The organism is Burkholderia lata, from assembly GCF_902499025.1.
GTDB classification, from domain to species: Bacteria; Pseudomonadota; Gammaproteobacteria; order Burkholderiales; family Burkholderiaceae; genus Burkholderia; species Burkholderia lata_C.
Genome location: NZ_CABVPW010000048.1, coordinates 1 through 25502, shown reverse-complemented (window position 1 = coordinate 25502; position 25502 = coordinate 1). Strand labels below are relative to the sequence as shown.

35 protein-coding genes are annotated in these 25502 nt (G+C 59.4%); 29 read left to right on the top strand and 6 right to left on the bottom strand.

Annotation, left to right across the window (positions count from 1 at the left end; translation table 11 throughout):
* Positions 1 to 1071: 1071 nt before the first annotated feature.
* The 12 genes from BDI24065_RS34760 to BDI24065_RS34705 all read left to right on the top strand — a co-directional run bounded on the left by BDI24065_RS34760 (position 1072) and on the right by BDI24065_RS34705 (position 6168).
* Positions 1072 to 1836 carry a hypothetical protein gene (locus tag BDI24065_RS34760; protein WP_069301969.1) on the top strand — a complete coding sequence of 255 codons (765 nt, stop codon included), beginning with the start codon at positions 1072 to 1074 and terminating at the stop codon, positions 1834 to 1836.
* 43 nt (positions 1837 to 1879) lie between these two features.
* A complete protein-coding gene (locus tag BDI24065_RS34755) occupies positions 1880 to 2131 on the top strand; it encodes a hypothetical protein (RefSeq protein WP_039341469.1) in 252 nt (83 codons plus the stop codon).
* Positions 2128 to 2556 carry a hypothetical protein gene (locus BDI24065_RS34750; RefSeq protein ID WP_039341467.1) on the top strand — a complete coding sequence of 143 codons (429 nt, stop codon included), beginning with the start codon at positions 2128 to 2130 and terminating at the stop codon, positions 2554 to 2556. The genes BDI24065_RS34755 and BDI24065_RS34750 overlap by 4 nt, the downstream gene beginning before the upstream one ends.
* Before the next feature lie 42 nt (positions 2557 to 2598).
* On the top strand, positions 2599 to 2865 hold the full coding sequence (locus BDI24065_RS34745; protein WP_039341464.1) for a hypothetical protein: 267 nt from the start codon (positions 2599 to 2601) through the stop codon (positions 2863 to 2865).
* Positions 2866 to 2918: 53 nt separating this feature from the next.
* Complete coding sequence (locus BDI24065_RS34740; RefSeq protein WP_039341462.1) at positions 2919 to 3200, top strand: hypothetical protein; 282 nt, start codon at positions 2919 to 2921, stop codon at positions 3198 to 3200.
* Positions 3201 to 3216: 16 nt separating this feature from the next.
* Positions 3217 to 3501, top strand: coding sequence for an H-NS histone family protein (locus BDI24065_RS34735; protein WP_039341459.1), 285 nt, complete (start codon positions 3217 to 3219; stop codon positions 3499 to 3501).
* Between the two features lie 151 nt (positions 3502 to 3652).
* Positions 3653 to 3979 carry a hypothetical protein gene (locus BDI24065_RS34730; protein ID WP_039341454.1) on the top strand — a complete coding sequence of 109 codons (327 nt, stop codon included), beginning with the start codon at positions 3653 to 3655 and terminating at the stop codon, positions 3977 to 3979.
* 122 nt (positions 3980 to 4101) lie between these two features.
* Complete coding sequence (locus BDI24065_RS34725; protein WP_069586055.1) at positions 4102 to 4671, top strand: TrfB-related DNA-binding protein; 570 nt, start codon at positions 4102 to 4104, stop codon at positions 4669 to 4671.
* Complete coding sequence (locus BDI24065_RS34720) at positions 4668 to 5255, top strand: hypothetical protein (protein ID WP_175034983.1); 588 nt, start codon at positions 4668 to 4670, stop codon at positions 5253 to 5255. Before BDI24065_RS34725 ends, BDI24065_RS34720 begins: the two co-directional genes overlap by 4 nt.
* 21 nt (positions 5256 to 5276) lie before the next feature.
* Positions 5277 to 5564, top strand: coding sequence for a hypothetical protein (locus BDI24065_RS34715; RefSeq protein ID WP_046196920.1), 288 nt, complete (start codon positions 5277 to 5279; stop codon positions 5562 to 5564).
* A gap of 5 nt (positions 5565 to 5569) precedes the next feature.
* Complete coding sequence (locus BDI24065_RS34710) at positions 5570 to 5788, top strand: hypothetical protein (protein WP_175034982.1); 219 nt, start codon at positions 5570 to 5572, stop codon at positions 5786 to 5788.
* A gap of 11 nt (positions 5789 to 5799) precedes the next feature.
* Positions 5800 to 6168 (top strand): DUF6283 family protein, encoded by a 369-nt coding sequence (locus BDI24065_RS34705; RefSeq protein WP_141715653.1) that lies wholly within the window; start codon positions 5800 to 5802, stop codon positions 6166 to 6168.
* Positions 6169 to 6190: 22 nt separating this feature from the next.
* Here BDI24065_RS34705 and BDI24065_RS34700 read toward each other — a convergent pair whose 3' ends face one another.
* On the bottom strand, positions 6191 to 6682 hold the full coding sequence (locus tag BDI24065_RS34700; RefSeq protein WP_095145691.1) for a lytic transglycosylase domain-containing protein: 492 nt from the start codon (positions 6680 to 6682) through the stop codon (positions 6191 to 6193).
* Positions 6683 to 7031: 349 nt separating this feature from the next.
* Between BDI24065_RS34700 and BDI24065_RS34695 the strand changes: the two genes are divergently transcribed.
* From BDI24065_RS34695 to BDI24065_RS34660, 8 genes are all read left to right on the top strand, one after another.
* Positions 7032 to 7526, top strand: coding sequence for a toxin co-regulated pilus biosynthesis Q family protein (locus tag BDI24065_RS34695; RefSeq protein WP_069586053.1), 495 nt, complete (start codon positions 7032 to 7034; stop codon positions 7524 to 7526).
* A 13-nt stretch (positions 7527 to 7539) separates the two neighbouring features.
* The gene (locus BDI24065_RS34690) at positions 7540 to 9312 is read left to right on the top strand and encodes a hypothetical protein (protein WP_039341440.1); all 1773 of its coding nucleotides are present in this window, start codon (positions 7540 to 7542) and stop codon (positions 9310 to 9312) included.
* Positions 9309 to 10634 (top strand): hypothetical protein, encoded by a 1326-nt coding sequence (locus BDI24065_RS34685; protein ID WP_039341437.1) that lies wholly within the window; start codon positions 9309 to 9311, stop codon positions 10632 to 10634. Before BDI24065_RS34690 ends, BDI24065_RS34685 begins: the two co-directional genes overlap by 4 nt.
* 7 nt (positions 10635 to 10641) lie before the next feature.
* Positions 10642 to 11559, top strand: a complete 918-nt coding sequence (locus BDI24065_RS34680) for a hypothetical protein (protein WP_175034981.1) — start codon at positions 10642 to 10644, stop codon at positions 11557 to 11559.
* A 3-nt stretch (positions 11560 to 11562) separates the two neighbouring features.
* Complete coding sequence (locus BDI24065_RS34675; RefSeq protein ID WP_175034980.1) at positions 11563 to 13500, top strand: ATPase, T2SS/T4P/T4SS family; 1938 nt, start codon at positions 11563 to 11565, stop codon at positions 13498 to 13500.
* 52 nt (positions 13501 to 13552) lie between these two features.
* On the top strand, positions 13553 to 14725 hold the full coding sequence (locus BDI24065_RS34670) for a type II secretory pathway component PulF-like protein (RefSeq protein WP_175034979.1): 1173 nt from the start codon (positions 13553 to 13555) through the stop codon (positions 14723 to 14725).
* Positions 14726 to 14848: 123 nt separating this feature from the next.
* Entirely contained in the window at positions 14849 to 15478 is a 630-nt protein-coding gene (locus BDI24065_RS34665) for a hypothetical protein (protein WP_175034978.1), read from the top strand.
* A 73-nt stretch (positions 15479 to 15551) separates the two neighbouring features.
* Positions 15552 to 16868: a hypothetical protein gene (locus BDI24065_RS34660; protein WP_175034977.1), complete on the top strand. Its 1317-nt coding sequence runs from the start codon at positions 15552 to 15554 to the stop codon at positions 16866 to 16868.
* Between the two features lie 91 nt (positions 16869 to 16959).
* Here the strand turns inward: BDI24065_RS34660 and BDI24065_RS34655 are convergent, their stop codons facing one another.
* From BDI24065_RS34655 to BDI24065_RS34645, 3 genes are all read right to left on the bottom strand, one after another.
* Positions 16960 to 18069, bottom strand: coding sequence for a hypothetical protein (locus tag BDI24065_RS34655; protein ID WP_254609920.1), 1110 nt, complete (start codon positions 18067 to 18069; stop codon positions 16960 to 16962).
* A 143-nt stretch (positions 18070 to 18212) separates the two neighbouring features.
* Positions 18213 to 18893 (bottom strand): hypothetical protein, encoded by a 681-nt coding sequence (locus tag BDI24065_RS34650; RefSeq protein ID WP_175034976.1) that lies wholly within the window; start codon positions 18891 to 18893, stop codon positions 18213 to 18215.
* 189 nt (positions 18894 to 19082) lie between these two features.
* Positions 19083 to 19274 (bottom strand): helix-turn-helix domain-containing protein, encoded by a 192-nt coding sequence (locus BDI24065_RS34645; protein ID WP_175034975.1) that lies wholly within the window; start codon positions 19272 to 19274, stop codon positions 19083 to 19085.
* A 203-nt stretch (positions 19275 to 19477) separates the two neighbouring features.
* Here BDI24065_RS34645 and BDI24065_RS34640 point away from each other — a divergent pair, with 203 nt between their 5' ends.
* Positions 19478 to 19684 carry a hypothetical protein gene (locus BDI24065_RS34640; RefSeq protein ID WP_175034974.1) on the top strand — a complete coding sequence of 69 codons (207 nt, stop codon included), beginning with the start codon at positions 19478 to 19480 and terminating at the stop codon, positions 19682 to 19684.
* Positions 19685 to 20112: 428 nt separating this feature from the next.
* Positions 20113 to 21072: a hypothetical protein gene (locus BDI24065_RS34635; protein ID WP_175034973.1), complete on the top strand. Its 960-nt coding sequence runs from the start codon at positions 20113 to 20115 to the stop codon at positions 21070 to 21072.
* Between the two features lie 207 nt (positions 21073 to 21279).
* Here the strand turns inward: BDI24065_RS34635 and BDI24065_RS34630 are convergent, their stop codons facing one another.
* Together BDI24065_RS34630 and BDI24065_RS34625 are read right to left on the bottom strand one after the other, a co-directional pair.
* Complete coding sequence (locus BDI24065_RS34630) at positions 21280 to 21615, bottom strand: hypothetical protein (protein WP_175034972.1); 336 nt, start codon at positions 21613 to 21615, stop codon at positions 21280 to 21282.
* Positions 21616 to 21692: 77 nt separating this feature from the next.
* The gene (locus BDI24065_RS34625; RefSeq protein ID WP_175034971.1) at positions 21693 to 22169 is read right to left on the bottom strand and encodes a hypothetical protein; all 477 of its coding nucleotides are present in this window, start codon (positions 22167 to 22169) and stop codon (positions 21693 to 21695) included.
* 592 nt (positions 22170 to 22761) lie between these two features.
* Between BDI24065_RS34625 and BDI24065_RS34620 the strand changes: the two genes are divergently transcribed.
* The 7 genes from BDI24065_RS34620 to BDI24065_RS34590 all read left to right on the top strand — a co-directional run bounded on the left by BDI24065_RS34620 (position 22762) and on the right by BDI24065_RS34590 (position 25398).
* On the top strand, positions 22762 to 22926 hold the full coding sequence (locus BDI24065_RS34620; protein WP_175034964.1) for a hypothetical protein: 165 nt from the start codon (positions 22762 to 22764) through the stop codon (positions 22924 to 22926).
* Positions 22927 to 22979: 53 nt separating this feature from the next.
* On the top strand, positions 22980 to 23189 hold the full coding sequence (locus BDI24065_RS34615; protein WP_175034970.1) for a hypothetical protein: 210 nt from the start codon (positions 22980 to 22982) through the stop codon (positions 23187 to 23189).
* Positions 23190 to 23217: 28 nt separating this feature from the next.
* Complete coding sequence (locus tag BDI24065_RS34610) at positions 23218 to 23412, top strand: hypothetical protein (protein WP_085503812.1); 195 nt, start codon at positions 23218 to 23220, stop codon at positions 23410 to 23412.
* 45 nt (positions 23413 to 23457) lie between these two features.
* Complete coding sequence (locus tag BDI24065_RS34605) at positions 23458 to 23775, top strand: hypothetical protein (RefSeq protein ID WP_175034969.1); 318 nt, start codon at positions 23458 to 23460, stop codon at positions 23773 to 23775.
* Between the two features lie 547 nt (positions 23776 to 24322).
* Positions 24323 to 24805, top strand: coding sequence for a hypothetical protein (locus BDI24065_RS34600; RefSeq protein ID WP_175034968.1), 483 nt, complete (start codon positions 24323 to 24325; stop codon positions 24803 to 24805).
* 47 nt (positions 24806 to 24852) lie between these two features.
* Positions 24853 to 25137, top strand: a complete 285-nt coding sequence (locus BDI24065_RS34595; protein ID WP_175034967.1) for a hypothetical protein — start codon at positions 24853 to 24855, stop codon at positions 25135 to 25137.
* A gap of 18 nt (positions 25138 to 25155) precedes the next feature.
* Positions 25156 to 25398, top strand: a complete 243-nt coding sequence (locus BDI24065_RS34590) for a hypothetical protein (protein WP_175034966.1) — start codon at positions 25156 to 25158, stop codon at positions 25396 to 25398.
* Positions 25399 to 25502: the final 104 nt, after the last annotated feature.

Below are 25502 nucleotides of genomic sequence, written 5' to 3'. Positions count from 1 at the left end.
TTCGTTCCGGGTTTCGCGGATGAAAGCACGAATCACGGATTCGGGTTTCGCGGATGTTTTTTCCGGGTTTCGCGGATGTTTTCCAGCGGTATCGACGTCGCCAGAGGCCAATACGGGCGGGGATTTCAGCGATTTAGGCATCAACAGGCAACAAAGTGCGCCTCTTTCGTTCACCGAGCGAGTAACCGGGTTTCGCGGATGTTTTCGGCACTTATCCACAGAGGCCGCGCGAAAACCGGGTTTCGCGGATGCCTCTGTCGGGTTTCGCGGATGCCATTTGTCGGGTTTCGCGGATGCTCGGCTTCGGGTTTCGCGGATGAATTTCGGCCGCTCAGGCGCGCCACACAAGGCTTCCGCGAAACGTAACACGCGCGCGGTTTTTAACGCTTCTTTTTTTAACGTTGTAACGCGCCGAAGAGGCTCCCGCCTCTTCTCGATCCCACCCGACCGGGCAAGCCCGGTCTCCCATCTCCGGGCGGTCTAAGCATCCGTCGCGGCAAGCCGCGCCAGATGCAAGACCGAAGACCAAACCAAATCCACGCCCCAAAGGGGCCAACACGGCGCTTCGCGCCTTGACGACCCCAACCCTCGTCAGCTCTCCCTCGCTTGGGGTCTAAGCTCCCGCCGCGGCTACGCCGCGCCAGGAGCTAAGACCGGGATAAATCGCGCCCGCAGCGTCCGCTACGCAGCCGCTGCGCCCGCTCAACCCGGCTAGGCCGGCTACGCCGTCCTTCTGAAGCCCCTGCGAACACCTCACACGAAACACCAACGCCCAAAAGTCTACAGAGAGGGGGGCGCGCCCCTCGTCGTCGCCCTCTCTGGCTCAACTACAGCCTCTAGGACGGGCTGATTGCCACCGGGCAATGGGTAGCCGTGGTCAGGGCCCACGCGCGGCGCTATGCCCGCGATTCGCGATGCCCTCATTGCGGTCATCCAGCTCGCTACCCTCAATGACGGTGCATGTGCTGCCGATAAAGTCCTATGCCCTTCTTCGCACGCCCACTAAAAATAAACATTTGGTTATCTAAAAGATGACGTTTAGAATGCTGTTAATCGATCTTTGGTAACGTCATGTCGACACCAACTATCAAACCTACCGCCGAAATGTCCGCCGAATTGCAGGCGGCATTCGATCACTTCAACGAAAACCTGTTCGGTGGGGATATTCCGCCGACACTGCTCACCTTGCAGCGGCAGAAAATGACTGCCGGCTATTTCACCGCAGAGGGATGGGTCAATCGAAAGGGGGCGCAGAAAATCGATGAGATTGCACTGAATCCCCAATACTTCGCCGTTCAGACGCTGACGGAGAGCATGAAGACGTTGGTGTTGCAGATGACGTTCGCTTGGCAAAAGCACTTTGGCCAGCCTGGTCGCCGTCGCTACGCAAACAAGAACTACGCAGAGAAGTTGCAGAGCATCGGCCTTATGCCAAGCCACACCGGTAAGCCGGGCGGGCGCATGACGGGCGAGAAGATCGACGCCTACGTGATCGAGGGCGGACTGTTCGAGAGAGCCTGCGAGAAGCTGCTTACCGAATCGTTCGCGCTGTCGTGGCTCGATCGCTTTCCCGTGACGGTTCAAGAGCTTTCTCGAGTCCTGCACCAACTGCCCGAAGAGACGCGGATCGGGCTGACGGAAGACGAGGTGAAGAAGCTCGATATCAAGGTTGTTGAGAAGGCCGAACCGGCGTCCGGTCAGTGCCGCTACCACTGTCCGCTGTGTCTGAAGCGAGTGTGGGGCAAGAAAGGCATGGAAGGCGAGTTCGTTCACGTTCCCTGCGGTCAGGTCATGGTGACTGGCGACATTCCCGACGAAGAAGAGTCCGACGCATAAGCCGGCGGACGCAGACGATATTCCACTTTCATAAGGAGTTCAAATGTCTCTCAGGTTTCTCCCCATCGGTTCGTTCCTTTACCTGATCGGAGGAATGGTTTTTGGCTTTGGAATCGGCTTCGCCGCGATCATGCCCGGCTACGTATCGCTGGTGAGCACTGGTGTGGGATCGCTCACGATCGTAGCCGGGTATTTCACTCTTCGCCCCCTCTTCCGTCGCGCCAAGGCAGAGATCAAAGCGCGTAGTAAGGCTTCGTCGCTGCCGGCGGCCGCTCCGGGGGCATCTGGCGAATGACGCTGCTTATTCGTCTCCTGATGGTCGGTTTGCTCGGGCTGGGGCTCTTCTTCGGCTATATCAAATGGGGCGAACCGACACTTCGTGCGATGCAGGCTGAAGAGCAGCACGGCCCGGCCAGCGGGACCGTGCCGCGGGAAATCTCCCGCCTGTTCGGCAAGTACACGGCATCGAATTCGAACGGCCGCTACGTCTTGATTCTCGATGGTAGCGGTGCAGAGCTGCGATTTACCGACAACAAGCGCCAGGAGTACGCCTATCGCGGGCATTACACGGTAGATGGCAACAGCCTCGAAGTTGCATGGGCTGAGCAACGGAACGGCACTAGCTGGGTGTCGATGCAAACCGTGGCCGACAAGATGCGAGTGACGTCGGCCGATACGATTGCGGCGGCCGAAGGGACGTTTACCCGCGCAAAGAATTAATTATTCCGCATCAGTTCGATAGTTTTTCAACCAGAGCATTCAATGATGAAGAAACTTGCTGTCGCCATGCTGTTCGTCATCCCGGCCATCGCGTCTTCGGCCACGTACTCCGTTACCGAACGATCAGGCATGACTACCACCGGCGCGCAGCTCACTGCACTCGGTAAGACCGGCTGCGTCTATGCGAACGTGCCCATCGCGTTGGGCGACATACTGAACTATCCGGACGGGACGCGTCAGGTATGTGCGAGTGGGCCGAACGGCCCGCTGATGGTCAATGTGACATCCGAAAGAGCGGCGAAGCACTGATCACGGCCGGCTGTCATTCAAATAACCCCGATCACTCCAAGGAGAGAATCTAGATGAAGAAAATCGCCATCCTTTTTGCATCGCTTGCAATGGCGTCTGCGGCAGTTGCCGAGCCGGTTCCAGCTCAGGCGGTCAAGGCTACTGCAACTGCGTGCACACCCGGAACCGTGACGATCGACGCTGACGGGCGGCTGCTCAAATGCGGAGCGGATGCCGCCTGGACGCACAGCGCAGATAGCGCGATCGTTGAGCAACTGGCTCAACTGAACGCAACGAATGTGCTGATTCTCAACCGCCTTACCGAAATCGCCGCCGAGCGTTCGCAGGCCAAGTAACAAGGACGAAACCGCTATGAGTACAACATCGTATAAGCAACTTCTGAAGCAACGTGAAGAACTCGAAGCAGAAATTGCGAGGGTGCGCGAAAGCGAAAGGGCCGATGCCGTTGCGAAGATCCGCGAGCTGATGGAGATGTACAGCATCTCCGCCGACGAGCTCGGGGATCGCCGTCGTACCCGCAAGCACAAGCCCGTGGAGGCAAAATACCGCGACCCGGATTCCGGCGCGACGTGGTCGGGGCGTGGAAAGCCGCCTCGCTGGATCGCGGGAAAGGATCGCGAGAGCTTCGCAATCTGACGCCAGTGTGCGAACAAAAGAGCCGGGGAATCCCCGGCTTTTTTTATGTCTTTGCTTCCTTCGTGTATCTCGAAATGTCTATTGCTAAAGTCTGCATTGCTCACGTAGAATGGAGTTGCGATAGACAATATGAAATACAAAGGAGCAGAGATTGACGAACTATTTGGAGATCCCGTACGAGGCACTTGGGCCTGACGGCCGAGAACGAAGCCGCTACGCCTGCACAATCGGGGAGCTGCCGCACTCCATGCGGTTGCAGGCGTGCGAAGACGCGACAAAGCGCATTGCGCACCTGATTGGGCGCGAGAGCACGCGTCGCATTCCGTTCGGGATGCCGGTGTATGTGGCGTTCTCGATGCGCCCGGCAGACGCGGATCGGCACAAGTTTCGTGCGGTGCTCAGGATGCGTGGGGCGGATTTACCGTTGACCTACTGCATGATCGAAGCGATCCGTGCTGTACCGGTAGCTGCCGAGTGACGCGTTACGACGGAACGCCGGCGGGGACTTCCCTTCCCTGTCCGGTCGCTGGCTTTCGGGGTAAACCAGTGGTCTTCGAGGAAGATCCGCGAGTGGGGGATAATTACGGGATTAGCAACCATATGATGACAACCAACATGGCGACGACACGTCTGAAGCCGAAGCAGTTTGACGCGCTTGTGATGAAATCGAGAATGAAGGAAGACGCGGTAGCGATCGCGCGCTCGGTGTTGGTCGAGGGCCGCGGCTATGCCGAGGCGGCGGAAGAGCATGGGCGTAAGCGCCAGTACGCATACCAAGTTGTTACGCGCCTGCTGGCTCTCGAAGAGCCGCAGATGCACACCTACACGGGGTCTCCGGAGGTCTTCGTGCAGATCGACCTGATCGTAGAGCGGCACAAGGGACGCAAGATGCTGACGCGCAAGCAGTTCAATGCGCTCGAAAAGTTGTCGATGCTTGAGCCGCACTCGCTCGAACTAGCGAAAGGCGTGCTGGTCGATGGCGTCGAGAACATCGAGCTGGCGAAGAAGAACAACATCGCCCGGCATCTTCCGTGGCAGGCATCCCAGCGGCTGATGAAGCGATTCGATCCGTCAATGGAGGACACGCGCGTCTACAGGGGGCCGGCGGAAATGTTCGAAGAGATCGACGCGCTTATCAAGGGGCACGGTGGCAAAAAGGAGGCGGTATGAGCAAGGAGCAGTACAAGTCTTCGTCCGACCGGTACAAGTCTATGTTCGAGCGTGTCGCGCATCAGTTCAACGATGGCGCAAACTTCGCGCGCTGCAATATCCGTATCCGCAAGCCGCAAGCGCATATCGTATTCGGACGCCAGCATCTTGACGACGGCAAGCTGCCGTTTGAACTTTCGACGGACGATGCTCTGAAGATGTGGAAATGGGCATACGAATGGCTTTCCATCGACTCGTCCAAGCAACCCGTGTTTGTTAGCAGTGCGCGCCAGTCGGCTCGCCTCCGAGTGGAACACGATAGCGGCGTTATGGTTCTTGCGTATGAAGCGATTCCTACGGTCGACGGCCTGACCGTGTTGTTGGGAAGTACGTGGATTCCGCCGGAGTTCTTCGAGAGCCTGGTACGTGATGTGGCGGCTGAGCTGGAGGCGAACGCCGTGCAGATTGTTTCCGTTGACCGCAATGTGATGGTGCTGCAACCCGGCGCTTCGGATGCGGACGTAATTGCACGCTTCAGGGAGGCTGCTTCGCATGGACGGCCGGTGTTAGTCGCTCCCGTCGCAGATTCGAGCGACACTGAATGACGACACCGAAGAGGCCGCCACGTGATCGAATACAACCTGAGCGCGCTAGATAAGGCGCTGATCGAACACTTCCACGCGCAAGCTGGTGTAAGCGGCTTCGATGGCGTTTCGTCGCTTTCGCAGACCGATCGAGGCGTGCTGGCCGTCGCGGATTTGGTTCGCCGGCAAACAGTGGTGCAGGTCTGCGAATCCTTGCATCTGAATGGCGAGGACGCTGCACGTCTCTGGTTCCATCTGTCCGACTTCGAGCCACCTCTATCTGACGGTGAGGCGCGATCGGCGCTCAACGAGTTGGTCAAAGCAAGGTGACACCCATGAACAAGCGAACCGTCGTGCGGGCAGCACGCCTGTACTCGATCGCAGTCGTCGCACTGATGGACAATGGCGGCGCAGAAACGGCCGAGGAAATCGCTGTTGTGCAGGCGGCGGCTGACGCAGCAAGGGCCAAGCTCGATGCAATGCGGCTGAGGCTTGGCGATGTGCGATCGATTCGGGACTGCATCGCACTGGCGAAAGGAATGGAGGGCCAGTGAGCGAGTGCTCCATGAAGGCTGCGGCGCGGCCGTGTCCATCATGCCCGTGGCGCGTTGACCAGGATGCTGGCGACATTCCGAATTTCAGTCTCGCGCTGGCTGAATCCCTGGCGGGTACGTGCCCCGACGAGCGCGGCATCGGGCCGGACTTCGGTGCGTCGTTTTTCGCGTGCCATCAGTCGAAGCTAGGCAGCGAAATCCCTTGCGCTGGCTGGCTCGCGATGGTCGGCCACCGCCATCCACGCGTGCGGATGGCCGTTAGGCGCGGGAGCATATCGCCCGACGCGCTTACGCCCGGCGAGAACTGGCCCGAGCTACACGACAGCTATCCCGACGTGCTTGCGAAGCTGCGTGCGACGTGCGGCAACGAGGAGTGGTGAGACTTTTCGGGAATGCCGAGGGTTATTGATTTGCCATCGGCCCGGTGGTCGTTGCCCCGCCCTGCAACCTCATGAGCTGCCCGTAGATCTTCCGTGCATACGCGTCACGCTTGCTCGGTGTGACGGCGTTGTACGCACCAATGGCCGTCCAGTTGTAGCCGAGCTGCGCAATGTTCTGCGCCATGATCCACGTCCCCACATACGCGTTCTTGCAGGCGTCTAGTAGGTCTTCTTCCCCGATGCCGTATTGCTTCAGCCGCGGAAGCCAAGACGAGTTGATTTGCATCAGGCCAATGTCGCGCGAGCCGTTGGTGTTTTTCGAAACGACGCGTGGCCGCATTCCTGATTCCTGCATCGCGACCGCTCGCGCCAGCGACGTCGGCACGCTCCAGTAGTTCGCGGCGTCGTCCAAGCAATCCGCCCTGGCCGCCGGCAGCGAAGTTGCCCAAAGCATTCCCATCCCGATCGTCATCACGGCCGCCCGGAGCAGCCGATCGTTCAGACGGTCTTTCATCTCTTTTTCCTCATTAGACGTCTACCAAAAGTGCATAAAGGGTTCAGGAAACATGCACTTATGCCGTTATCCCTTTACGGCATGGCGGACTGTTCCTTGAGGCACTAGCTGACCCTTGCCGCCCGACTCCCCGAGGTCTCACCTCCCCGAAGCGCTCCCCCGAGTTGGCGGCTATCCCGGCGCGTATCAAGCAGTGCCCGACCCTTTCCGATACAAATGCGTCTTTTAGGCCACTAAAAGCTATCTTTTAGTGGTCGGTATGATAGCATTTCGTTGTCGGCAGGTGCTATCTCGCCGCTGGTGTGGAGTCGGGCTTAGCCGTGTCCCTTCAACGAAAAAAAGGAATGCAATGAGGAAGCTATTGGTAGCGCTCGCTCTGGTACCGGCGTTCAGCCAGGCCGCGCTTGTCATCGAGGGCGGCCCGGCGCAGAGCGCGCCGCAACCCGCATCGAGCAATTCGAGCGCCCCTGTCGTGAAAGCCGCGAACCCGGCTGCTTCGAGCGTTACCACTGCGCCAGCTCCGGCCGCTGGTGCCGCCGTGTCGGCCGCAACGCCCGAGCTGCAGGGTTTCGTTGTTGCCCCGCTTTGGGAGGCGACGCCGGCCGATCAGACGTTTCAAGGGCTCTTCGCTCGTTGGGGCAAGCAAGCGGGCTGGACGACGTTTTGGGAAGTCGGGCAGGACGTTCCCGTTGTCGCCTCGTCACCGTTCTCTGGCTCGTTCACCGATGCGGTTCAGGCAGTGCTCGATACCACGTTGAGCACGGATTTGCCGGTGCATCCGTGCTTCTACACCAACAACGTGGTGCGCGTGCTTCCGACGAGCACTGAATGCAATCCCAAGTGACCAAGGCACGCACATGAAAGCACAACGATTCGTCCTCTACCCTCTTCTCTCGTCGCTCGTCCTGTCCGGGTGCGTTTCGCCGCAGCTCACTCAATCCACGAACAAATTCGTTACGAACGCGGGTGCAGAGACTGACACGGCATCGCGCAGTCTCATCAGCCAGATCACGAATGGTCGTGAAGAGCGGCGTAAAAGCGCATTTGTCGATCACCCCTATCTCGCCGGCAAGAGCGTAGCTCTGCCGCCGAGCGCAACGCTTCCGCTTCCGTTGCAGCGCGGCGTCAAGGTCAAACTGGTTTTTCCGAATAAGCGCGTCAACCTGCCGGTCGCTGCTGAGCAGATCACGCTTGCGACCAAGATCCCCGTTGTCATCTCGTCCGACGTCTACCTGCCGGCCAACGCGTTGCTTCCGCGCACGCAGAAGCTGGACGATAGCCCCAGCGGCGGCAACGGGCCGGTTCCCCCGGTTATGCCGGCCGGCCCCGGCCGTCTCGCGTCCGGCCCCCTGCCCGCCCTTTCGAGCGTGACGGGGGGCGGGGGGTTGGTCTCGTCCGGCTACTCCGGGCAAGACTCGCCGCAAGAGGTCGAGATTACGCAAGACGAGATGCCGCTCAACCAGATTCTTGACCTGATGACGACACGCATCGGCGTGAATTGGGAGTGGGACGCAAAGAAGGGTGTCATTCGCGTCTATCGCATGCTGACGAAAACGTGGCTGCTGCCGGTTCGGCCTTCGAGCATGAGCTATTCGACCGACCAGATCAACAACACCGCGCTGTCGAACAACCAGAATGCTTTGCAAAACCAAGGGCAGGACAAGGCGGCCCTGAAGAGCGAGGCTCAGAACGTCAATGAAATCACGTCGATCCTCAACGATGTGCAAACGGTGATGACCCGATCGGGATCGGTCAGCGGAAACATTTCGCAAGGCACCATCACTATCACCGACACGAAGGATGCAGTTGAACGAGCGGAATCGATCGTCAACTTCCATCGCGCTTTGCTTTCCAAGATGGTCGCGGTCCATATGCGGCTCGTTCAGGTGACGTTGAACGATACAGGGCAACTCGGCGTTGACTGGCAGGCTGTCCTGACGAAAGCTTTGAACAAGGTTCCGGGCTTCATCCTCACGTCTGCGTCACCGATCTCGCTCGTTTCCGCGAACGCCGGAGAGCTGGGTGCGAAGATCACCTCCGGACAGTTCAGTGGCACGCAGGCGGCAGTGAAGGCGCTTGCCGAATTGGGGAATACGGCATCGTCCGATGACATTCCTCTCGAAGTGCAGAACCGTCACACGCACTACTACAACAACCGCGTTCGCTTCTCCTACGTTTCGCAAACGACCCCCGCGACGGCAACGGCGGGCGGTACTGGTGGCATTCCTGGTGTCACGACGGCCCAAGATCAAGTCGGCCTGAAGATGCTGGTGTATGCGAGCGTCACGAATAACAACTCGGTCGCCGTAACGGTTTCGCTCGATACGTCGGTGTTGCAGAGCATTCAGCCGTTCACGTCGGGCTCCGGTTCGAATCAGCAGACCGTCCAGCTCGTCAATACGACCGGGCAAGGTCTCTCTACCGACGCGATCATCCGGAACGGGGCAACAACCGTGTTGACGGTGTTCGATTCGAACACGGCGCAATACGATCGACGTACGCTCGGCCATAACATTCCGCTGCTCGCCGGCGGATCGGTCAATGCTTCGCGCACGCGTACCGCAACGCTGCTGGTCATGAGCGCGACGATCAAGGACACGGACGCCGGACAGCAAGGGCCAGCGCAATGATCAGCGAAATCAACGGGAAAAAACTCGCCTTCGGGATGGAATGGCGGCTGCTTGTTGAATCGGGCTCGTATGCCACGATCGCGGCGAGGCGAGCCCGCGAGATGCGATCGCCACTGCTTTGGCACGCGGACAAAGCGGACTACGCTGGGTTTCTGCCGAAGTCGGATTCGTCCGCTTCGCAGGCTGGGCAGATCTTCGCCGCTGCCGCCGCGTTTCTTCGTGTACCGGGGCTTCCCGATGATGCCCTGCTGCTGATCCGGACACCTGACGACAAGATTTCTCTCATCGGTGTGCGGCAGCGCAGGCCGTTGCGTCGCTTCGATCAAATCGGCCTGACCGAGCAGCAGGCCCATGAGCTGTATATCGAGTTCGGCAAAAAATGCGGTGAATCCGGGTTTGCGGTCGTGGGTGAAACGAATCTGTCGTTCGTTGGCGAGGCAACGCCGCTTACGCTCGCGGAGCTGGCGGAACATGCAGACAGCACTTGTCTGTTGAAGCCACCAAGCCGATCGGCGCTCTACAAGAAAGTCGCCGTCGCCATCGTCGCTGTCGGCGTGCTGGCAGTTATGGCGCCGAGGGCTGCTGACTACTTCTTTCCCCCTGACCCGGTTGCGACGAAGACGCCGACGGAGTTGTACGCGGATAGCCTGAAGGCGCACGCACTCGATCCCGTCGTAAGGGCAAGCGATTTCTCGTCGTGGTACGACTGGATACGATCGCTCACCACCATGTACGGTGGATGGTCTCTATCCAAAGTGTCGTGCAAGTTCAGTGCTCCTGGCTCGCAGGGCGGATCGTACCAAGCGTGGGATGGGCGCGCGCAATGCGCTCTCACCTACGACCGAGACTTGAAGAGCTACGCGACGAATCAGACCTTCATCGCAGCCGCTCCGAAGGAATACGCATCGAGCGCTACGTATCTCCCAACGGCAGACCAGATGATCGTCAATGCGTCGCCGCAAGCGGTCAAGAAGGTAACGCTGAATACGGTCTTGACGTCAGCAGGTACGGCCGCCGATCGGCAGATGCGTTTCACGTCGACGCTGCAATCGGCAAGCCAGCTCGTCAAGAAAGCGTCGCTCAATGATGCCGAGGCGTTTCTCATTCCTCCCGGTGTCCAGCCCGCAGGAGTCGCGGCAGTCGCCTACAAGGCGTCGCACTGGACGATCGAGGGCGCATCTCACTTCGTGAAGCTGCTTTCTGATTTTCCCGCATACGCGACGTTGAGCAAGGCGGAGCTGACGATCAACAAATCCACCAGCGCTTCCGACGACACGCCATATCAGATTTCGATCGAGGGCGAAGCCATCACACGCAACTGAGACCACTATGAAGACCAGACAAACCACTATCGCAGCCGCCGCGCTTTGCATGCTGATCGGTGTGCCGCTCGCCGCATCGGCGTCGCCGTCGCTCAACCTGCCGCTTGGCCAGAAAACATCCGCCACCGCTCAGCAAGCGCCCGTTGGCCCGGTGCCGAAGGTGGTCGCTTCAACGCCGCCTGGACTCGGTGCGCCGACGAGCGCTCCCCCAGCTCCCGCCCCGGCACCGGCCACGAAGCCGGCTTTCGCCGCACCGCAGCCGCCGGTTGCGTCTGCGCCCGTCCAAGTGGCAAAGGCCAGCACCACGACGCTGGTTGCGGCGCAAGAACCTGCCAAGACTGTCGCATCGGTAGCCGCGCAGGAACCTGCCAAGACCGTAGCACCGCAACCCGGCGTTGATCGTGCGCCGTCGCTGGGTGATTGGGAGGATCTGTACCAGCGAAAAGCCTATCAGGCCCAGCTCGCGACGTTGAAAGGCAGTGAGTCGACGGTTGCTCCGCAAGGTGCGCAACAGGCCATGTTGCCGCCTCTTCCGCCGCCGAATCAGCAGGGTATCGCTCAGCTTGGCGACGCACCCGAGAAAAAGACCAATCGGCGGTTCAGCGCTGCGTGTCCTGACGACAACAAGCCGTGCTTCTTCTCCGTGTACGGCGTTCACGTCGACGGAGGCGAAAACAATTTCCGCGGCCAGCTCGCGATCAACGGCCGCGTCATCTCAGTCTACAAGGGCAAGAAGTTCGAGGGGTACACGATCACCGACGTGTCCGACTCGGCGCTTACGGCGACGAAAGGGCGAGCCCGCTACGTGTGGCCGCTCTATGCGCAGGGTGATTTCGAGGCCGATCCGCGTCCGCTCGAAGCGGCTCGACCGCAAGCACCGATGCCCGGGTTCCCGGTGATTCCCAACAACCCCTACATGCGCTGAGCTATGCACATCCAATTCCCGAAGCTGTTCTCGCGCTTTGTGCGTCGTCGCGGCGAGGAAAAGGCGAATGTGCCTGTCAACGCGCCGACCACGCCGGCCGTTACGTCGACTCGCCAGTTCTCGCGCACGGTGGTGGCACAGGACGCAGGCGACGATCAAGCCATGCGGCACGGTGAGTATGTCGTCGCGTCTCAAGAAGTGATTCAGACCGCCGATCTGCCCGAGTTCCGCCGCACTATCCAATCGACGGTAATTCGTGCTGAGTATCGGCAATCCATCTGCCCGATCCAGATTTCCGGCGATCAGTTCGCAATCGTGCTGACGCGGAACATGCTCAATACCGAAGTGGTTGATGAGGTGTACTCGGAGCTTCAGAAGCAACACCGTCCGCATATACCGGCGATCTACGTTGCAACGCAAGCTGTCGTGTCTGAGCTGGCACGCGCGGAGAGCGGCAGCAACGCAACGCGCGTACGCAGCTCCGATCGAGATAGCCCGCTGTTCAAGCTCTTTGTCGAGATTGTCGACTTCGCGCTCGATAACGGTGTATCCGACATTCACATGAAGCTGAAGCTCGATCGCGAGTATTCGCAAGTCGGATTCCGCATGGACGGCAACGTGATTCGGCCGAGAAAGTTTCGCATGACGACCGACCAGATGCAGCGCATGCTCGGCTTCATGTACTCGTTCAAGGGCAACTCAACCACAACCAGTAGCTACAGCGTCACCTTGGCGCTGCAATGCCAGCTCGAAGAAGTCATATCGGGGCAGTCGCTTAGCTTCCGATGGGCTCAGTTGCCGACCCACAAGGGGCTGAAGGTTGTGCTGCGGGTTATGAAGGTCGACGTCAACGACGCATACACCTCTGTAGGGATGCAGCCGAACGGCGCGGGTCTTCCGCCCTATCAGGAGCGGGCGATCATGCGCGAGCTGTATACGGACGGCGGGGGGTGGATATTTTCCGGGCGCGTTAACTCCGGCAAGTCGAAGTTTCTCCAAACGCTGATCAATCTGATGCCACCGTACTACGAGATCAACTCGGCAGAAGATCCGATCGAGTATTTGCATAACCACGAAGGCTCGAATCAGCATTCCGCGTCGCGTGGTCTCAACGACGATGAAGGTTCGGATGCGTTCGCATCTTTCAAGCTCCAGAACAAGCGAACAGACCCCGATGTGACGGTGATTTCGGAGCTGCGAGACCCCAGCACAACGGGCGCATTTCGCGATGCTGTGCTGGCCGGCCAACGCGGCTTCACGACGATTCACGCACCGAACGCCCTTGCGATTCCCAATCGCTTGATGAGCGAAGAGTTCGCCCTGGCCCGCGACATTGTCACGCTTCCTGGCTTCCTGAAGATGATGGTTCACCTCGCGCTCGTCCCGAAGACTTGCCCGATGTGCTCGCTATTGGCGACATCGCACGAAACGCCCGGCTTCCTGCGATCGGTGATCGAGAGTCATAGCGGCGACTCGGCAGTTGCGACGATCGCGGTCGAATCACTGCGGATTGCGAATAGCGAATTCCTCGCACGCCTTGAGCATCTTTTCCAAATCGATGTGAGCAAGATCCGAGTGCGGAATCCGATCGGCTGCTCGCACTGCGCGCGTGAAGGTGTTCCGGAGCTGAACGGTATCCGTGGGCGCACTCTGATCGCTCAGATCATCGAGCCGTCCGACGACATGATGCGTTTAGTGCGCGACGCAAGGAGCATCGAGCTGCTGCACTACTACCGATCTCTTCGTGTTGCCGGATTCGACAGCGACAACTCGGATGGAAAGTCGCCGCTTGAAATCTCGATGTACAAGGTTTCGCTCGGAGAAATTTGCTTGACCGAGGCCGAGAAGCGATTCCAGTCCATCGACGCTTACGAGCACGACCTGAAGCGACTCACGCACCGATCGTCCACGACGCACGGCAACCTCGAAGCGGTTGCATAGCCGAGTAAGCGCGATAGCGGATACATCAGCGAATTCACCGGAATAGACAACTATGAGCGACATACTTGAGCAGATCACGAAGCCGTTTAGTGACGGAATCAGCCGCTTGTTTCGACCGCTTTGGGATCAGTTCGCCCGTGACAAGATGCGGTTCGAGAAAAAGCGTGCCGCATTTTATGTCGACCTTGCGGCAACGATGGAGAGTCAGCCGCGCGTGAACATCAGCGTTCACATCGAGCGTATCGCTGACCGCTACCCTGACGAGCCCAAGGGACGGCTCGCCGCTCGATGGCTCGACAACTACATGATCGACGGGTCATTCTCAGAAGCGATTCGCGACAGCGTTCCGGAAGAGGACTACGCGCCCCTCATGATCGCTGAGCGAGCTGGGGATTTGACCAAGGGCTTGAAGGAGCTGGGGGAGGTCGTTACTGCGCTCGATGCAACTAAAGAAGCGGTTGCATCAATCTGGTTGTCCACGCTCTTCGTCTTTGTTGCGGCTCAGATCTTCATCGGCATGTACTCATTCCGAATCGTGCCGGACATTGAAAGCTCTCTACCGCCCAACGTGCCGGTCTCTGACCTCGGCCTCATTGCGGTCATCATGCACTGGATGAGCGTGTCGATTCGAACAGTTTGGCCGCTCTGGATCGTCTTCATCGTGGTTTCGATCTCGATCGTGAAGTGGGCCGTACCGAACTACGTTGGAAGGTGGCGGCAGTGGCTCGATCGACACGTCTTACCCTTCCGTCTGTACGCGGAGTTTCAGGCCGCGTCATTCATCGTAGCCCTTGCTGCCGTGACGCAACGGGTCAACAACAAAGTAGTTTCCGTTCCCAAGGCATTGCAGATGATGGAGCCCAACGCCAGCGTGTGGCTTCGGCATCACATTCTCCGGATCGTGCACAACCTCGAAGAGAACCCACACGGAAAAGGCGAGAATTTTCAAACCGGTATGGTTGATCGCGAGACCGAGTATCGGATGATGGACATTGCCGACTACGCTGACGTGTCCGAGATGCTAAAGCAGGTTGGCGGCACCATCCTGGACACTGCGCCGAAAGAGCTGGAGAAGCGAGCGAAGCGCATTCAGAACACTTCGCGCGCGGTGCTGGTGATTCTCGTTGTCGCGATTCAGGGGGGATTCAATTACATGGGATGGCAGTTCCAAGACGCGGTGTCTACGAGTGGTTATTCAAATGCGCCGACACAGATTTCACGCTAGTTAACGGGGGGGTAATTCGAGTATGATTGTTATGATCTAATTTTGATGTGTATTCCGAATTATTAGGAGCAGAGCGAGCTTTTTAAGGCTCGATTTTTTGAGATCAATGTAAAGGAACAAGTGATGAACGAGATGAAGGTGTCTGCTGAAAACGTGGTTGTGTTCGACAACGAAGTTGGCAACGTCGAAAAGATCGATGGCGCAAAGCGTCTGTATCGTGGCAGGCCGATCAATCACCGGCTCGCGCGCGGGCAGTCCGGCGCAACGATCGGGGAGTTCATGTTTTGGGCGATTCTCGCCGCAGCGGTGATCGTTACGGCGATCTACGGGTTCAACCGTGGACGTGCCGGGCAGAACGGTGCCGACTTCGTGAAGGAGTTCAACGAGCTGGGCGCTAACGCAAGCAACCTGTACGTTGGCCAATGGTCGAAATTCACGACGGCAAACGCGTCGCTGTCGGGTCTGTTCAAGAACTTCTCGACTATCGTTGACGCCGGCGGTGGTGTCGTTACGCTCAAGGGCGGCGGTACGCTCGCAGTTGCGCCCGGCCAAGTTACGACGGCCAACGATTCCGGTCAGTACACGGTCGGAGGCGTGACTGACGAGACCTGCAAGAAGATCGTCGCGGGTGTTGCCGGGAGCGCAGCAACCATGTCGCTGAACGGTACTTCGGTCAAGGCATTTGGCGGTCAGCTCGATCCGACCGCATCGTGCCAACCGACCAATAACAGCATCGTCGTGCAGCGTCAGTAAAGCCGTCGACCTGCCGACTGCACTTTCGTGCGGTCGGCTTTTTTTTGCGTTTACAGAACCTACGGGGGAAGTTATGACGACGATGTTCGAGGCCACTCTCGGCGTTGCTCTGATGACGATGGCGCTTGCGAACTCCAACATGCAGGCAGTGAGGGCGAACGAGCGTTCTACCGCGATTCAGACGGGCCAGTACATGAGCGGCCTTCAGGCAGGGATTAACAAGTTCATCGCGCAAAATGGAGACCAGCTCTCCGGCCGCACGGGGACGGGATTGGTCGATCCGAACGGCGCACCCATTACGCTCGCGAACCCGACTTCGCCCACGATCGCGGAGCTTCAGAAGTACGGCTTTTTGCCGATGGGATACACCACCAACAATCCGGGCAACCTCGCATTCAAGATCACAATCACCCCGACGAATTGTCCTGGTGTCGGCTGTCAGTTGCCCGCCCTGGTCGAGTCCTCGCCTTATCGAGACGTGCAAGGCAATGTGCGAAACGACCTGCTGGGGTTTGCGGTGAATGCTGCCGGTTTCGATGGCGGCCAGTCGTTGCCAAACAATCCCGGAACCTACTTCTCGCGCGGGGCGTCGTGGAATCTCCCCAACACGTACAGCGGTGCCGCCGGCGCGCTCGCGATGCGAGCTGGGTCATTGACGACGGGGTACGTCGATACCCTGCCCTTCTACAAGACGGACGGTAGCCGCGCGTTGACCGGGCCGATGAATGCAAACGGAAACGACGTGAACAACGTTGGGACCCTCGCTACTTCCACCATCAAGAACGCTGGCGACGTTGCAACAAACTCGGTGACGGCATCGGGCCGCATCGCGACGTCGGGCTATAGCGCAACCGATTTGCCCGCCGGTTGGAGTGGTGGCGTCAGAACGTGGGATGTGTACGCGGGTGGAACGATCGGTGCTGGCCCGAGTGGTGGCGCAAGCCCCGCAGCGTATATCCGTAACGACGGGATGGTCGTGGGTCAGAACGTCGTGGGCAACAGCTCGGTCACGGGCGGATGGCTCCATTCAACGGGGAGCGCGCAGGTCGACGGCGACCTATACGCGGCTGGCAATCAGACCGTTAACGGCGTGCTGACCGCGCGCAATGTGGTGAATCTGCCGGCCCTTGCGTGGGCAGGCTGGGGGTGTGGCGGGAACGGGATCACGACCGATCCGAACGGACAAATCCTTTCTTGCCAATCTGGTGTGTGGAAGTCTGCCGGCTCGACGCACGGCGGAGCGTATTACTACCGCTATACCGATGGAGCGTGCCTTGGGCCGAACCCCGAAACGGGCGGCTGCTCTTGCCCGTCCGGAAAGAACGCGTACACCGTCATCACTGCGGTTGGGACGTTCATGGGCGCGCTGACCGGACTTACATGCAATTGACGGCCAGGCGTCAGGCCGTTTCGAGGTGCGTACGCGCCAGTAAAAAAAGCCCGGCAAACGCCGGGCTTTGTGCTTTATCGAGGGCTCGCTATCAGCCGACGTACTTCGAACGGTTGTTCGTCGGGATCTTCGCGCTGATCGCGTTCATGTTGCTGGTGTACGTAGCGCACGTGGTCGAATCGAGATAGTCCGACTGCCCTGCCGCCAGCGGGTAGCGCGCATAGAACGCGGTGTGATCGCCGCTTGCGCACGCTTGGGTCGCGTTCATCTGCTGGACGATCGAGGCGACGCCATCTTGCACGGAGATCCCGCCGGCCATGCTCGCCACCGTGAGCGGGGTCGATTCGTTGAATACTTGCCCCGACCACGCGCCGACATTGACGGCTTGGCCGTTCTGGTCTGTCACGCCGTTGCTGCCGGCGATCGACGTCGCGATGAAGATGCGGACAGTGGTGTGCGACGGAAGGTCATACTTGACGCCGTAGTATTCGAGCGCCTTGAGCGCATCGGCATAAGCGTTCAGCGTGTCCTGCGAAGAGCCAGGCGTGATCGCGAGGTAATCGACGCCACTGTGCGCCCGATTTGCCGTCGCGATCGCGTTCAGGCCCGACAGCACGGAGACTGCCGCCGACGATGCCGTACGGTACGCTGCGATCAGCGACTGGCCCTGCTTGGTCAGGTACGAGACTCGCTGGGAAGCGTAGTGCGTGACCGGCGTGACGACGAACGTGTTCAGTGCCGATGTGACGTACGGTGCGACCAGTTCGAGCGTGGCGTTGCTTTGAGTCGACGCGTCGGCCTCGGAGCTGAACGTGCCGCCCGTCGCGACGATGCGGATCATGCCAGTGGGCGCTTGGCGCAGCGCAATCGAAAAAGCGCCCGACGCATCGGTAATTGCGGTGCCGATGGCATCGCCGTTCGTGCCGTCGTTGTTCAGCGTATAGACCGTGACCGTTGCACCTGCCGTCGCGCCGCTCACGACCGAACCGGAAATCTGGTTCGTGGCGGAGCCGGCCGCGGGCTGACCGGTGTACGGATCGGTTGCGTTCTGTTGTACCGGAGTCGGATTCGAGCCGCCGGACGATCCGCCGGTGTTGCTGCTACCGCCATCCCCGCCGCCCCCGCAAGCGGCTACGAATGCCGCCATCGACGTGGCGATGATGAGCTTCGCCGCTTTCTTCATTTGTTCCTCGCGCTTCATGGATTCTCCGTTGGAAATCTGTTGGCCTCTCGATGCGTTTCGAGCACCGTGGTTATATCGTACTTTACGTAAAACGAAATGTCTATCGTATGCGGGTGAAAAAAATCTATCGCGGAAATTCTGCGATAGACGTAACGTTTTACTTAACTGCCGCTCGCGTCGGTAACGGTGATGCTCTTCTTATCGAGCGATGCGTTGAAGTTGAGTTGGGGCGCTGCGGATGCGAGCGCCCGAAGCGCATCTATGAACGTGCCGTGAATCTCGCCGCGACCTTGAAACGGATTCTTGGCGGTCCACGTCGGCTCGTTCCATCCAGCAATCTTTGCCCATGAGGAAAGCGTTTGTTGTGCCGTGGCGTCCGGTCGGAATGCCCACGTCAGCACCGGGTCAGGGGCCGGGGCTGGTGCCGGGGGCGAAGCCGAATCGGTAGCCGTCTTTGTGGTATCGGCCTTGCCGACTTTCGCGCCGTCGCCAGTCTTCGATGCGGCCACAACTGCCGGGGCCGCTTTCGGGTCATCCGCTGGCTTCGACTCCCCATCCCACGTTAGGCCATTCCCTTGGCTCTGGATGAGATGAAAAACCGCATTGAGGCGATCGTTCGTCCGCGTGTCGTTCGTGTAGCGCCGGTAGACAAAGCGGTTGGTGTCGTCGTTCAGGTTTGCCGGCTCGTCGCTGGCGACTTGCGATTCCGGCTCGGTCGCTGCGCTATGTGCCGCCTCTTGAGCCTGCGCGATCGAGGTCGAGCCAAGCAGGACAGCCCCGGTCGTGATGATCGAGACGGCGATAACGCTCCGAAGCGAACGCGCGGTGCGATTATTGGTCATGAGTTCCCCGCAGCGCCGCAACTGGACGGCGCGTGTTCGTTACAAAGCCGCGCCCATTCTCGGAGCGCGGTTCTCTCTGATTGTTACCTGCATATAGGTGTGTCAGGCGACACCGACCGGCAGTCCGATCGTTTCGATTGTATCGCATCCATGATTCAAATGCTGCATGGGTGCGGCATTTTGAGGGGCCTAGCCGCCTACGACGGCCAGTCCGCGGTACGCGTCGGCAACTTTCGGGGGGACAATCTGCCCCGTCTTCTCATATCGGCCGATTTGTCCGCGACTTAAGCCCCAGCGGTCAGCAAGTTGCTGCTGGGTGAATCCGGCCTTCTTCCGCAGCGCTGCCGCGTCTTCGCCGTAGAGGGGCGTGGTCTCGCTCATGGATTTGCTAGAGTTCTCAACTTTGGCCGGGTACGGCCGTAAATCCGGGTTCTTGCGTCGTGCGATTGTACCGGCTGGATCGGGAAGTGGTTCTAAGTCTCGTAGCTTCGAGAGGATGATCTAAAAGTCAAACGACAAAATGGATAGACAATGCGAATTACGAAAGATATGCTGATGGTCATCTGGACGTTTAAGGGGGGCATATGAAGATCATGGAAATACGGGTAGCCGGGGCATTGATATTGCTCGCTGGCTTTGTTTTGTCTGCGCTGGGCTTTGTTGGCCTGATGGGTTCTCTCGGCAGTTTTTTCTTCATTAGCGCTAACTTGGATTCGGCGCTGCGCCTGCTGATTTCCGTCGTGTTTGTCGTCGGAGGCATGTGGTTGATGGGGCGCGCGCGGCTTCAGTAAAGACGCTCCATGATTGCGTAAGCCCCGGCTGTTCGTCGCACCGGGGCATTTTTTTGTCGGCTGCATGCGCCGCGGTGGTATGCGAGTGCCGGCGGCCGCCGGAGTCCTGCGCCGGGCTACGGGGGTCGTGTCCGCTTACGCGGCCCCGAGGTCTACCGACCCGGCCCCCTACCGTCGCACCCGCCCGTCCACTGGACGGTCGGGCAAGGGACGACACCGGCGGGGCAAGCGCCTGGTGGTGATCGACGTTCCGGATTGGCTTTGCAGGAAAGGGGGTCTGCCGGGCGCGTCGCGTAATTCGCCGCGTCTATCTATATCTGCCGACCATTGGGACAATCAATCGCCAAGCGATAGACAAAACGAGATACGGCGAGTAAAATGGTTTTCATGGTGGTTGGGACACGACAGACACGAAAAGGAGAAGCGGAATGAAGGTGCATGGCTCGCTCAAGCAGGCAGCGGAAGACAAGGAAGATCCGTCCGTTTCCAAGCGTACGGAGTTTTACGTTGATCCGCAGACTCTGGTACTCGAAGAAGGCTTCAACCTTCGCAGGGAGACCAAGAAGCTCCGCGATGTGATTCAGCGGTACAAGCACGCGTACATCAAAGGTGCATCATTTCCGGCCATCGACGTCGAAATGGTCAACGGTCAGAAGATCGTGCGCGACGGTCATTGCCGGACTCGCGGCGCACTGCTCGCCATCGCTGAAGGGCATCCGATTCGGAGAATCGAGGCGCGCGAATGGAGAGGCAATGCGGCCGAAAGTACCCTTCACATGCTGGGTTCGGCTGAAAAGGCGGAGCTGTCGACGCTTGAGAAAGGGGACGGCTACAAGAGGCTGTTGAAGTTCGGCTGGACGAAGGCGGAAATCGCCGAAGAGCGTGGCGTCTCTCTGCCCCATATCGACCAGGCCCTGATGCTTGCGAATGCCGATATCGATTTGCAGGAGATCGTCGCGGAAGAAATGGTGACCGTGAATGTGGCGATCGACGCAATTCGAGAGCATGGCAAGAATGCTGGTGCCGTGCTTCGCGAGATCATCTCGGCGGCCCCGATGGAGGTAACGGAAGGTGGCGAAGAGCGTCGGAAGAAGGTAACGAAACGTGAAGCGAAAGCGGCCCGCGCACCCGCGAAGCGACGGGCTCTACCCCGTGCGCTGGCAGATCGGTACGTGTCGAACGTGAACGCCCTGTTCTCTTCGATGCCCGAGGACGTGCGCGCTCAGGTAGCGGTGGTCGGTGACGAGGTGACGATTCCGGTGTCCGCACGCGTCCTGAAAGAGCTGATGGCGGCCCAGCTCGAAGCTGAGCAAATCTGCGAGCCGGCCGAAGAGAAGGAAAGCGGCAGCGATCCTCGGCAAACGAGTCTGCTGGGTGAAGAGTCCTGAGCCTTATCGGAGGAAGTAAGTAGCGAAACCAGTTTGCACGTCCCGCCCCTCGTTTGCCCCTGTAATTCAGGGGCTTTTTTTCGTCCGTGCCCGGCAGCTATTGAGATAGCAAACCGATAGAAAAAATCGGCACGCAAAAGGATAGACGTAGCGAGTTACATGGCATACGATAGACGTAACGTTATACAAACAAAGAGAGGGCGTATGTCAAAACTCAAAGACCTTGTTATCAGGCATAGCGCAGAGATTCGCCAGTTGCAGCGGACAGCAATCGAAACCATATCCGGCGCGTTGGAGATGGCAACGAGCCTCCCGCAGCTCAAGACGACGATTCAAGAGGCGCTGGATGCGCTCGCTATCCGCCAAAGAACCGCTGAAGAGAGATACAGCGTAAAGCTGCAAGAGATTGACCGGAGTGCGCGGAAGCGGACTGAGAGCTGATGTATCGAGGTCAAAAAAATGGGGAAGCGCCCGGCCCGCAAGAGGCAGGGGCGCGATGCGGTTATCCACGGGCCGCCAGCGGCGGCCGGTGGATAACCGCATCCCCATTTCCTTCCTAGAGCGAGGCGGCATGAAGCGGTGTGGGTTGCCTTCGCCGTTCATCAGGAGATCGAGGCAGATCACTCGCCGGACTTGCCGCCCTTCTTCGAGTCTCCAAAGTCTCCAACTCGCCACCGTTCATTTTGAGCGAGGCACCGGAGTAGATTCATCGCAACTAACCCGTCGCCGTATTCACGGCGAACGATAGCAACCAGATGCTCAATCTCAGCCATTACACGTCGAGCACGCACGACTTCGAGGATTACGCGCCTCACGTCCTGGTCGCGTTCGCGCCGGTATAGATCAACCAGTTCGCCATGCATCGGCGGCTCGAACTCTGGCAGCGGTCGCGTGCCGTACGGCTTGACCTTAAGCGCTTCGCGCCACTCTGGCGGCCCTACGCGCTCGCGGCGCGTATGGGCTAGGCACCGGCCCCATCCCTCAGTAAGCCTGTCCGACCGAAAGCCCTCGCTCTTCGTCAACCAGAACGGGTACAGCTTCACCTGTCCGCTATCGAGATCGGTGTACTCCCACTGGTATTCCCAAACAGTCCCCATTTTTAGCGCCAGTGCTGTATGGATATACAGTATATCCCGGACAACGCACCGCTGCTGCGTGCCGGCGGCCGCTGTATCGCATGGCGCGCTGTCAGGTTTATGATGTAATTCGTATGGTCTATCGCCGCATGCCGAGCATTGAAGCAATCAATCGTAAAGCGATAGACATAACGAGATACATGGCGTAAAATAGTTTACATGGTCGAAGCGAAGGAGGAACGATGAATACGTTGCATGTCGAACGTCGGGTTACGCGCAAGTTTGTCGGTGCATTCCAACACCTTGACGCATGGGATGAGTTGGGCACGGTCAAGCACACGCCGTTTCGCAAGGTATACAGTCCTGCGCGTGATGATGGCGCAGACGTATCGAATGGCCCCGTCTACGTGGCCTTTGCCCGGCTGCCAGCCGGCGTCAATGCAGCCGAATGGCGTAGTGCGATCGAAGATAGCATTTCCACGTACGGGTGCGCGCACGAGCACGATTGTTGCGGATGCGCTTCGCGTCATGCCCGTGTCACGCCGTACCGTAGTCGCGTAGTGCGGATTAGTGTCGCGGTTTGGTACAACTGCTAAGCGGTAGGAGAACGACGATGGACTACAAACAAAAGCGCGCAGCACGTCGGGAAATGCTCGGTAGCGCAGAGGTAGCACGTGGCTATCGCAAGTATGAAAAGGACGAAGGTATCGCGAAGGCTTGGGACGACGCTGCACGTAAGCAATTGTTCCGCCTGAATGGTATGGCAGGTAATTGGTAACAACCGCACCCGCTAACCGCACCCGCTAACCGCTCACGCTACAGGAGAAAGACGTGGCAACGATGATCGAACGCATTGAGTCCCGCGCATGGGTCGCGCACGTTGACGACGAGCGTGACGCAGGCAACGGCTACATGGTCATGCTCGCGAACGGCTATGACTTCGCAGACGACCCCGGCTGCGGCGTCAGGGGTTTCGACACGCTGCGCGAGGCCGAGATCGAAACCCGGCGCAGCAACGTGATCGAGTCGACCAAATCCTGACCAACCGCTCCCGCTACAGGAGAAAGACATGAGCAAGCCGCAAATGATGCTTCGCTGGAACGACGGCGAAGAACAAGCAATCACCCGCGCGAAGGCAGCCCGCGAGATTCGCAAGAACCGCAATGCTCACCCGGCGCTCGGCGTGCGCGTCTTCCGGAAATTCCGCGAAACGTACATCGTGAGCGAATTCCTCGGCGTCGGCTGCTGCATCCATCGCGCCTGACCACCTGGCCCGCTACGGCGGACACTGAGCAACCCAAGAACGACGATGCAAACCGAAATCATCCGCAGCAGTTTCGACATCGACGGCATTCGCGTCGAGCTGCTTTGGAACGAAGCGCGTTTTCGTTTCACTGTCGCCACGCGCTGGGCGAACCTCGCTCACTTCGATTGCTCGTTCCGCAACGATCGCAACAAAGCGCTCGCGCTCGAACAGGCCGGTGCCGCGTTCGAAGTCGTCTGCATGGATGGCGCGACGAAGGCCGTAGCACGGCGCGCCAAGGCTGCGGCTCGCTTGATTCATCCGGCGCGCTGCATTCCGCGTGCGGGGTACGAGCGAGAAGTCCTGCGTCGTACCGGTGCCTAGCAACGCGCCCGAACGCCCCAGCAGCTTCCCGCGCTGGGGCGTTTTGCTATCCAGCTCGCGCGCTGCGCTCGATGGGGACGGCGCGCCGCTACGGGTCGCGATCGCGGGGCCGGCCGCCGGCGACGTGGGGGCGGTTTTCGATCCAGCTCGCGCGTCCTGGCGGCCGCGCTCGATGCCGACGACGGGCGGCGCATGCGCGCCGCGGTGGTATGCGAGTGCCGGCGGCCGCCGGAGTCCTGCGCCGGGCTACGGGGGTCGTGTCCGCTTACGCGGCCCCGAGGTCTACCGACCCGGCCCCCTACCGTCGCACCCGCCCGTCCACTGGACGGTCGGGCAAGGGACGACACCGGCGGGGCAAGCGCCTGGTGGTGATCGACGTTCCGGATTGGCTTTGCAGGAAAGGGGGTCTGCCGGGCGCGTCGCGTAATTCGCCGCGTCTATCTATATCTGCCGACCATTGGGACAATCAATCGCCAAGCGATAGACAAAACGAGATACGGCGAGTAAAATGGTTTCCATGATGATGCACGACCACTGGAGATCAGAGATGCAAGACAAAATCGAAGTTGCCGCCGTTCTGGAAAATCTGCGCGCGCAAGCGTCCACCCGTGTTTTTGCAGAGAGCGATGATCGTCAGTATTTTGTGAGCAGCAGCTACATCGAAGATCATGCCGTGATTCTGCGAATCCTGATTGAACGAGCGATCATTCGTCGTGCAGTGAGCGATATTCTGGCCGACCGCGAAGGCTATACCGTTCGAGTGTGGGACGGCGAAGCATATGCCATCAAGTCGTCTCGCGATCTGGTCGAGATCATGGGCGCGATCATGGCGACGGACTCGGATGCCCTCATCATCCACCGGCCTCACACGGAAGAGAACCGGCGCAAGCTGGTGCGCGTCGGTTCGATGGATCTGGTTTACGGAAATTCCGGCTGGGATGTCATCTCCGACCACGCAGACAACGACGAGACGAACCGGCTGATCGCGGGAGCCGTGACCCTTGCCGACGCATTTTCCGAAGTGATGTGATGGAAGCGGCCCGCTTGGTGCGGGCCAACCTGATGAGGAATGGAGTCATGTACCTTTTTTTGATCGTCGCGAGACTTAGCGGAAGCGATGCAGAGTTCGGCACATTCTTGAAGCCGGCCGAGGACGAGCAAAGCGCACAAGATCTTGTGTTGGCCGACCTCACGGAAGAGATGGGTGAGATCGAGGGGGAAACGCAGTCGCTCGAAATCGACGTGTCAATTATGATCGGAGCGTATGTCGCGGAAGACACGTTGCGGATTCCGACCGGGGTTGACTGGATGCTGGATAGACAGGAGTGGCTGTGGTCAGTGGCACAGCCGCGCAGCCGGTGAACGACGCAGGGGGCGGAGATGGCAAAGCTGACCAAGACGATGCAAACGCTTCTGAACCGCCGTGGAGGCGGCGATAGCGTCGTTATCGAAGGCGCCCGCGAAGCATCGGCAGCTCGCGCCCTGGTCGCAGCCGGCCTTGCGAAGTCCTACGATTCTCAGTCGCGCATGTTCTCCGGCCAGTCCTACTACAGCCACTTCCGCCGTGGCTGGGTGACTGCGAAGCCCTACGTTTCGATTGGCGGTGTTCTACACTTCGCCTAACCACTCCAGCTCCAGCGGAGATTGATCGACGCCCCAGCAGCTTCCCGCGCTGGGGCGTTTTGCTATCCAGCTCGCGCGCTGCGCTCGATGGGAACGGCGCGCCG

Excerpts from the sequence above, each read along its gene's own strand:
- BDI24065_RS34760 (WP_069301969.1), top strand. The coding sequence starts at position 1,072 with ATGTCGACACCAACTATCAAACCTACCGCCGAAATGTCCGCCGAATTG.
- BDI24065_RS34755 (WP_039341469.1), top strand. The coding sequence starts at position 1,880 with ATGTCTCTCAGGTTTCTCCCCATCGGTTCGTTCCTTTACCTGATCGGA.
- BDI24065_RS34750 (WP_039341467.1), top strand. The coding sequence starts at position 2,128 with ATGACGCTGCTTATTCGTCTCCTGATGGTCGGTTTGCTCGGGCTGGGG.
- BDI24065_RS34745 (WP_039341464.1), top strand. The coding sequence starts at position 2,599 with ATGATGAAGAAACTTGCTGTCGCCATGCTGTTCGTCATCCCGGCCATC.
- BDI24065_RS34740 (WP_039341462.1), top strand. The coding sequence starts at position 2,919 with ATGAAGAAAATCGCCATCCTTTTTGCATCGCTTGCAATGGCGTCTGCG.
- BDI24065_RS34735 (WP_039341459.1), top strand. The coding sequence starts at position 3,217 with ATGAGTACAACATCGTATAAGCAACTTCTGAAGCAACGTGAAGAACTC.
- BDI24065_RS34725 (WP_069586055.1), top strand. The coding sequence starts at position 4,102 with ATGATGACAACCAACATGGCGACGACACGTCTGAAGCCGAAGCAGTTT.
- BDI24065_RS34720 (WP_175034983.1), top strand. The coding sequence starts at position 4,668 with ATGAGCAAGGAGCAGTACAAGTCTTCGTCCGACCGGTACAAGTCTATG.
- BDI24065_RS34710 (WP_175034982.1), top strand. The coding sequence starts at position 5,570 with ATGAACAAGCGAACCGTCGTGCGGGCAGCACGCCTGTACTCGATCGCA.
- BDI24065_RS34705 (WP_141715653.1), top strand. The coding sequence starts at position 5,800 with ATGAAGGCTGCGGCGCGGCCGTGTCCATCATGCCCGTGGCGCGTTGAC.
- BDI24065_RS34700 (WP_095145691.1), bottom strand. The coding sequence starts at position 6,682 with ATGAAAGACCGTCTGAACGATCGGCTGCTCCGGGCGGCCGTGATGACG.
- BDI24065_RS34695 (WP_069586053.1), top strand. The coding sequence starts at position 7,032 with ATGAGGAAGCTATTGGTAGCGCTCGCTCTGGTACCGGCGTTCAGCCAG.
- BDI24065_RS34690 (WP_039341440.1), top strand. The coding sequence starts at position 7,540 with ATGAAAGCACAACGATTCGTCCTCTACCCTCTTCTCTCGTCGCTCGTC.
- BDI24065_RS34685 (WP_039341437.1), top strand. The coding sequence starts at position 9,309 with ATGATCAGCGAAATCAACGGGAAAAAACTCGCCTTCGGGATGGAATGG.
- BDI24065_RS34680 (WP_175034981.1), top strand. The coding sequence starts at position 10,642 with ATGAAGACCAGACAAACCACTATCGCAGCCGCCGCGCTTTGCATGCTG.
- BDI24065_RS34675 (WP_175034980.1), top strand. The coding sequence starts at position 11,563 with ATGCACATCCAATTCCCGAAGCTGTTCTCGCGCTTTGTGCGTCGTCGC.
- BDI24065_RS34670 (WP_175034979.1), top strand. The coding sequence starts at position 13,553 with ATGAGCGACATACTTGAGCAGATCACGAAGCCGTTTAGTGACGGAATC.
- BDI24065_RS34665 (WP_175034978.1), top strand. The coding sequence starts at position 14,849 with ATGAACGAGATGAAGGTGTCTGCTGAAAACGTGGTTGTGTTCGACAAC.
- BDI24065_RS34660 (WP_175034977.1), top strand. The coding sequence starts at position 15,552 with ATGACGACGATGTTCGAGGCCACTCTCGGCGTTGCTCTGATGACGATG.
- BDI24065_RS34655 (WP_254609920.1), bottom strand. The coding sequence starts at position 18,069 with ATGAAGCGCGAGGAACAAATGAAGAAAGCGGCGAAGCTCATCATCGCC.
- BDI24065_RS34650 (WP_175034976.1), bottom strand. The coding sequence starts at position 18,893 with ATGACCAATAATCGCACCGCGCGTTCGCTTCGGAGCGTTATCGCCGTC.
- BDI24065_RS34645 (WP_175034975.1), bottom strand. The coding sequence starts at position 19,274 with ATGAGCGAGACCACGCCCCTCTACGGCGAAGACGCGGCAGCGCTGCGG.
- BDI24065_RS34640 (WP_175034974.1), top strand. The coding sequence starts at position 19,478 with ATGAAGATCATGGAAATACGGGTAGCCGGGGCATTGATATTGCTCGCT.
- BDI24065_RS34635 (WP_175034973.1), top strand. The coding sequence starts at position 20,113 with ATGAAGGTGCATGGCTCGCTCAAGCAGGCAGCGGAAGACAAGGAAGAT.
- BDI24065_RS34630 (WP_175034972.1), bottom strand. The coding sequence starts at position 21,615 with ATGCGGTTATCCACCGGCCGCCGCTGGCGGCCCGTGGATAACCGCATC.
- BDI24065_RS34625 (WP_175034971.1), bottom strand. The coding sequence starts at position 22,169 with ATGGGGACTGTTTGGGAATACCAGTGGGAGTACACCGATCTCGATAGC.
- BDI24065_RS34620 (WP_175034964.1), top strand. The coding sequence starts at position 22,762 with ATGGACTACAAACAAAAGCGCGCAGCACGTCGGGAAATGCTCGGTAGC.
- BDI24065_RS34610 (WP_085503812.1), top strand. The coding sequence starts at position 23,218 with ATGAGCAAGCCGCAAATGATGCTTCGCTGGAACGACGGCGAAGAACAA.
- BDI24065_RS34605 (WP_175034969.1), top strand. The coding sequence starts at position 23,458 with ATGCAAACCGAAATCATCCGCAGCAGTTTCGACATCGACGGCATTCGC.
- BDI24065_RS34600 (WP_175034968.1), top strand. The coding sequence starts at position 24,323 with ATGCAAGACAAAATCGAAGTTGCCGCCGTTCTGGAAAATCTGCGCGCG.
- BDI24065_RS34595 (WP_175034967.1), top strand. The coding sequence starts at position 24,853 with ATGTACCTTTTTTTGATCGTCGCGAGACTTAGCGGAAGCGATGCAGAG.
- BDI24065_RS34590 (WP_175034966.1), top strand. The coding sequence starts at position 25,156 with ATGGCAAAGCTGACCAAGACGATGCAAACGCTTCTGAACCGCCGTGGA.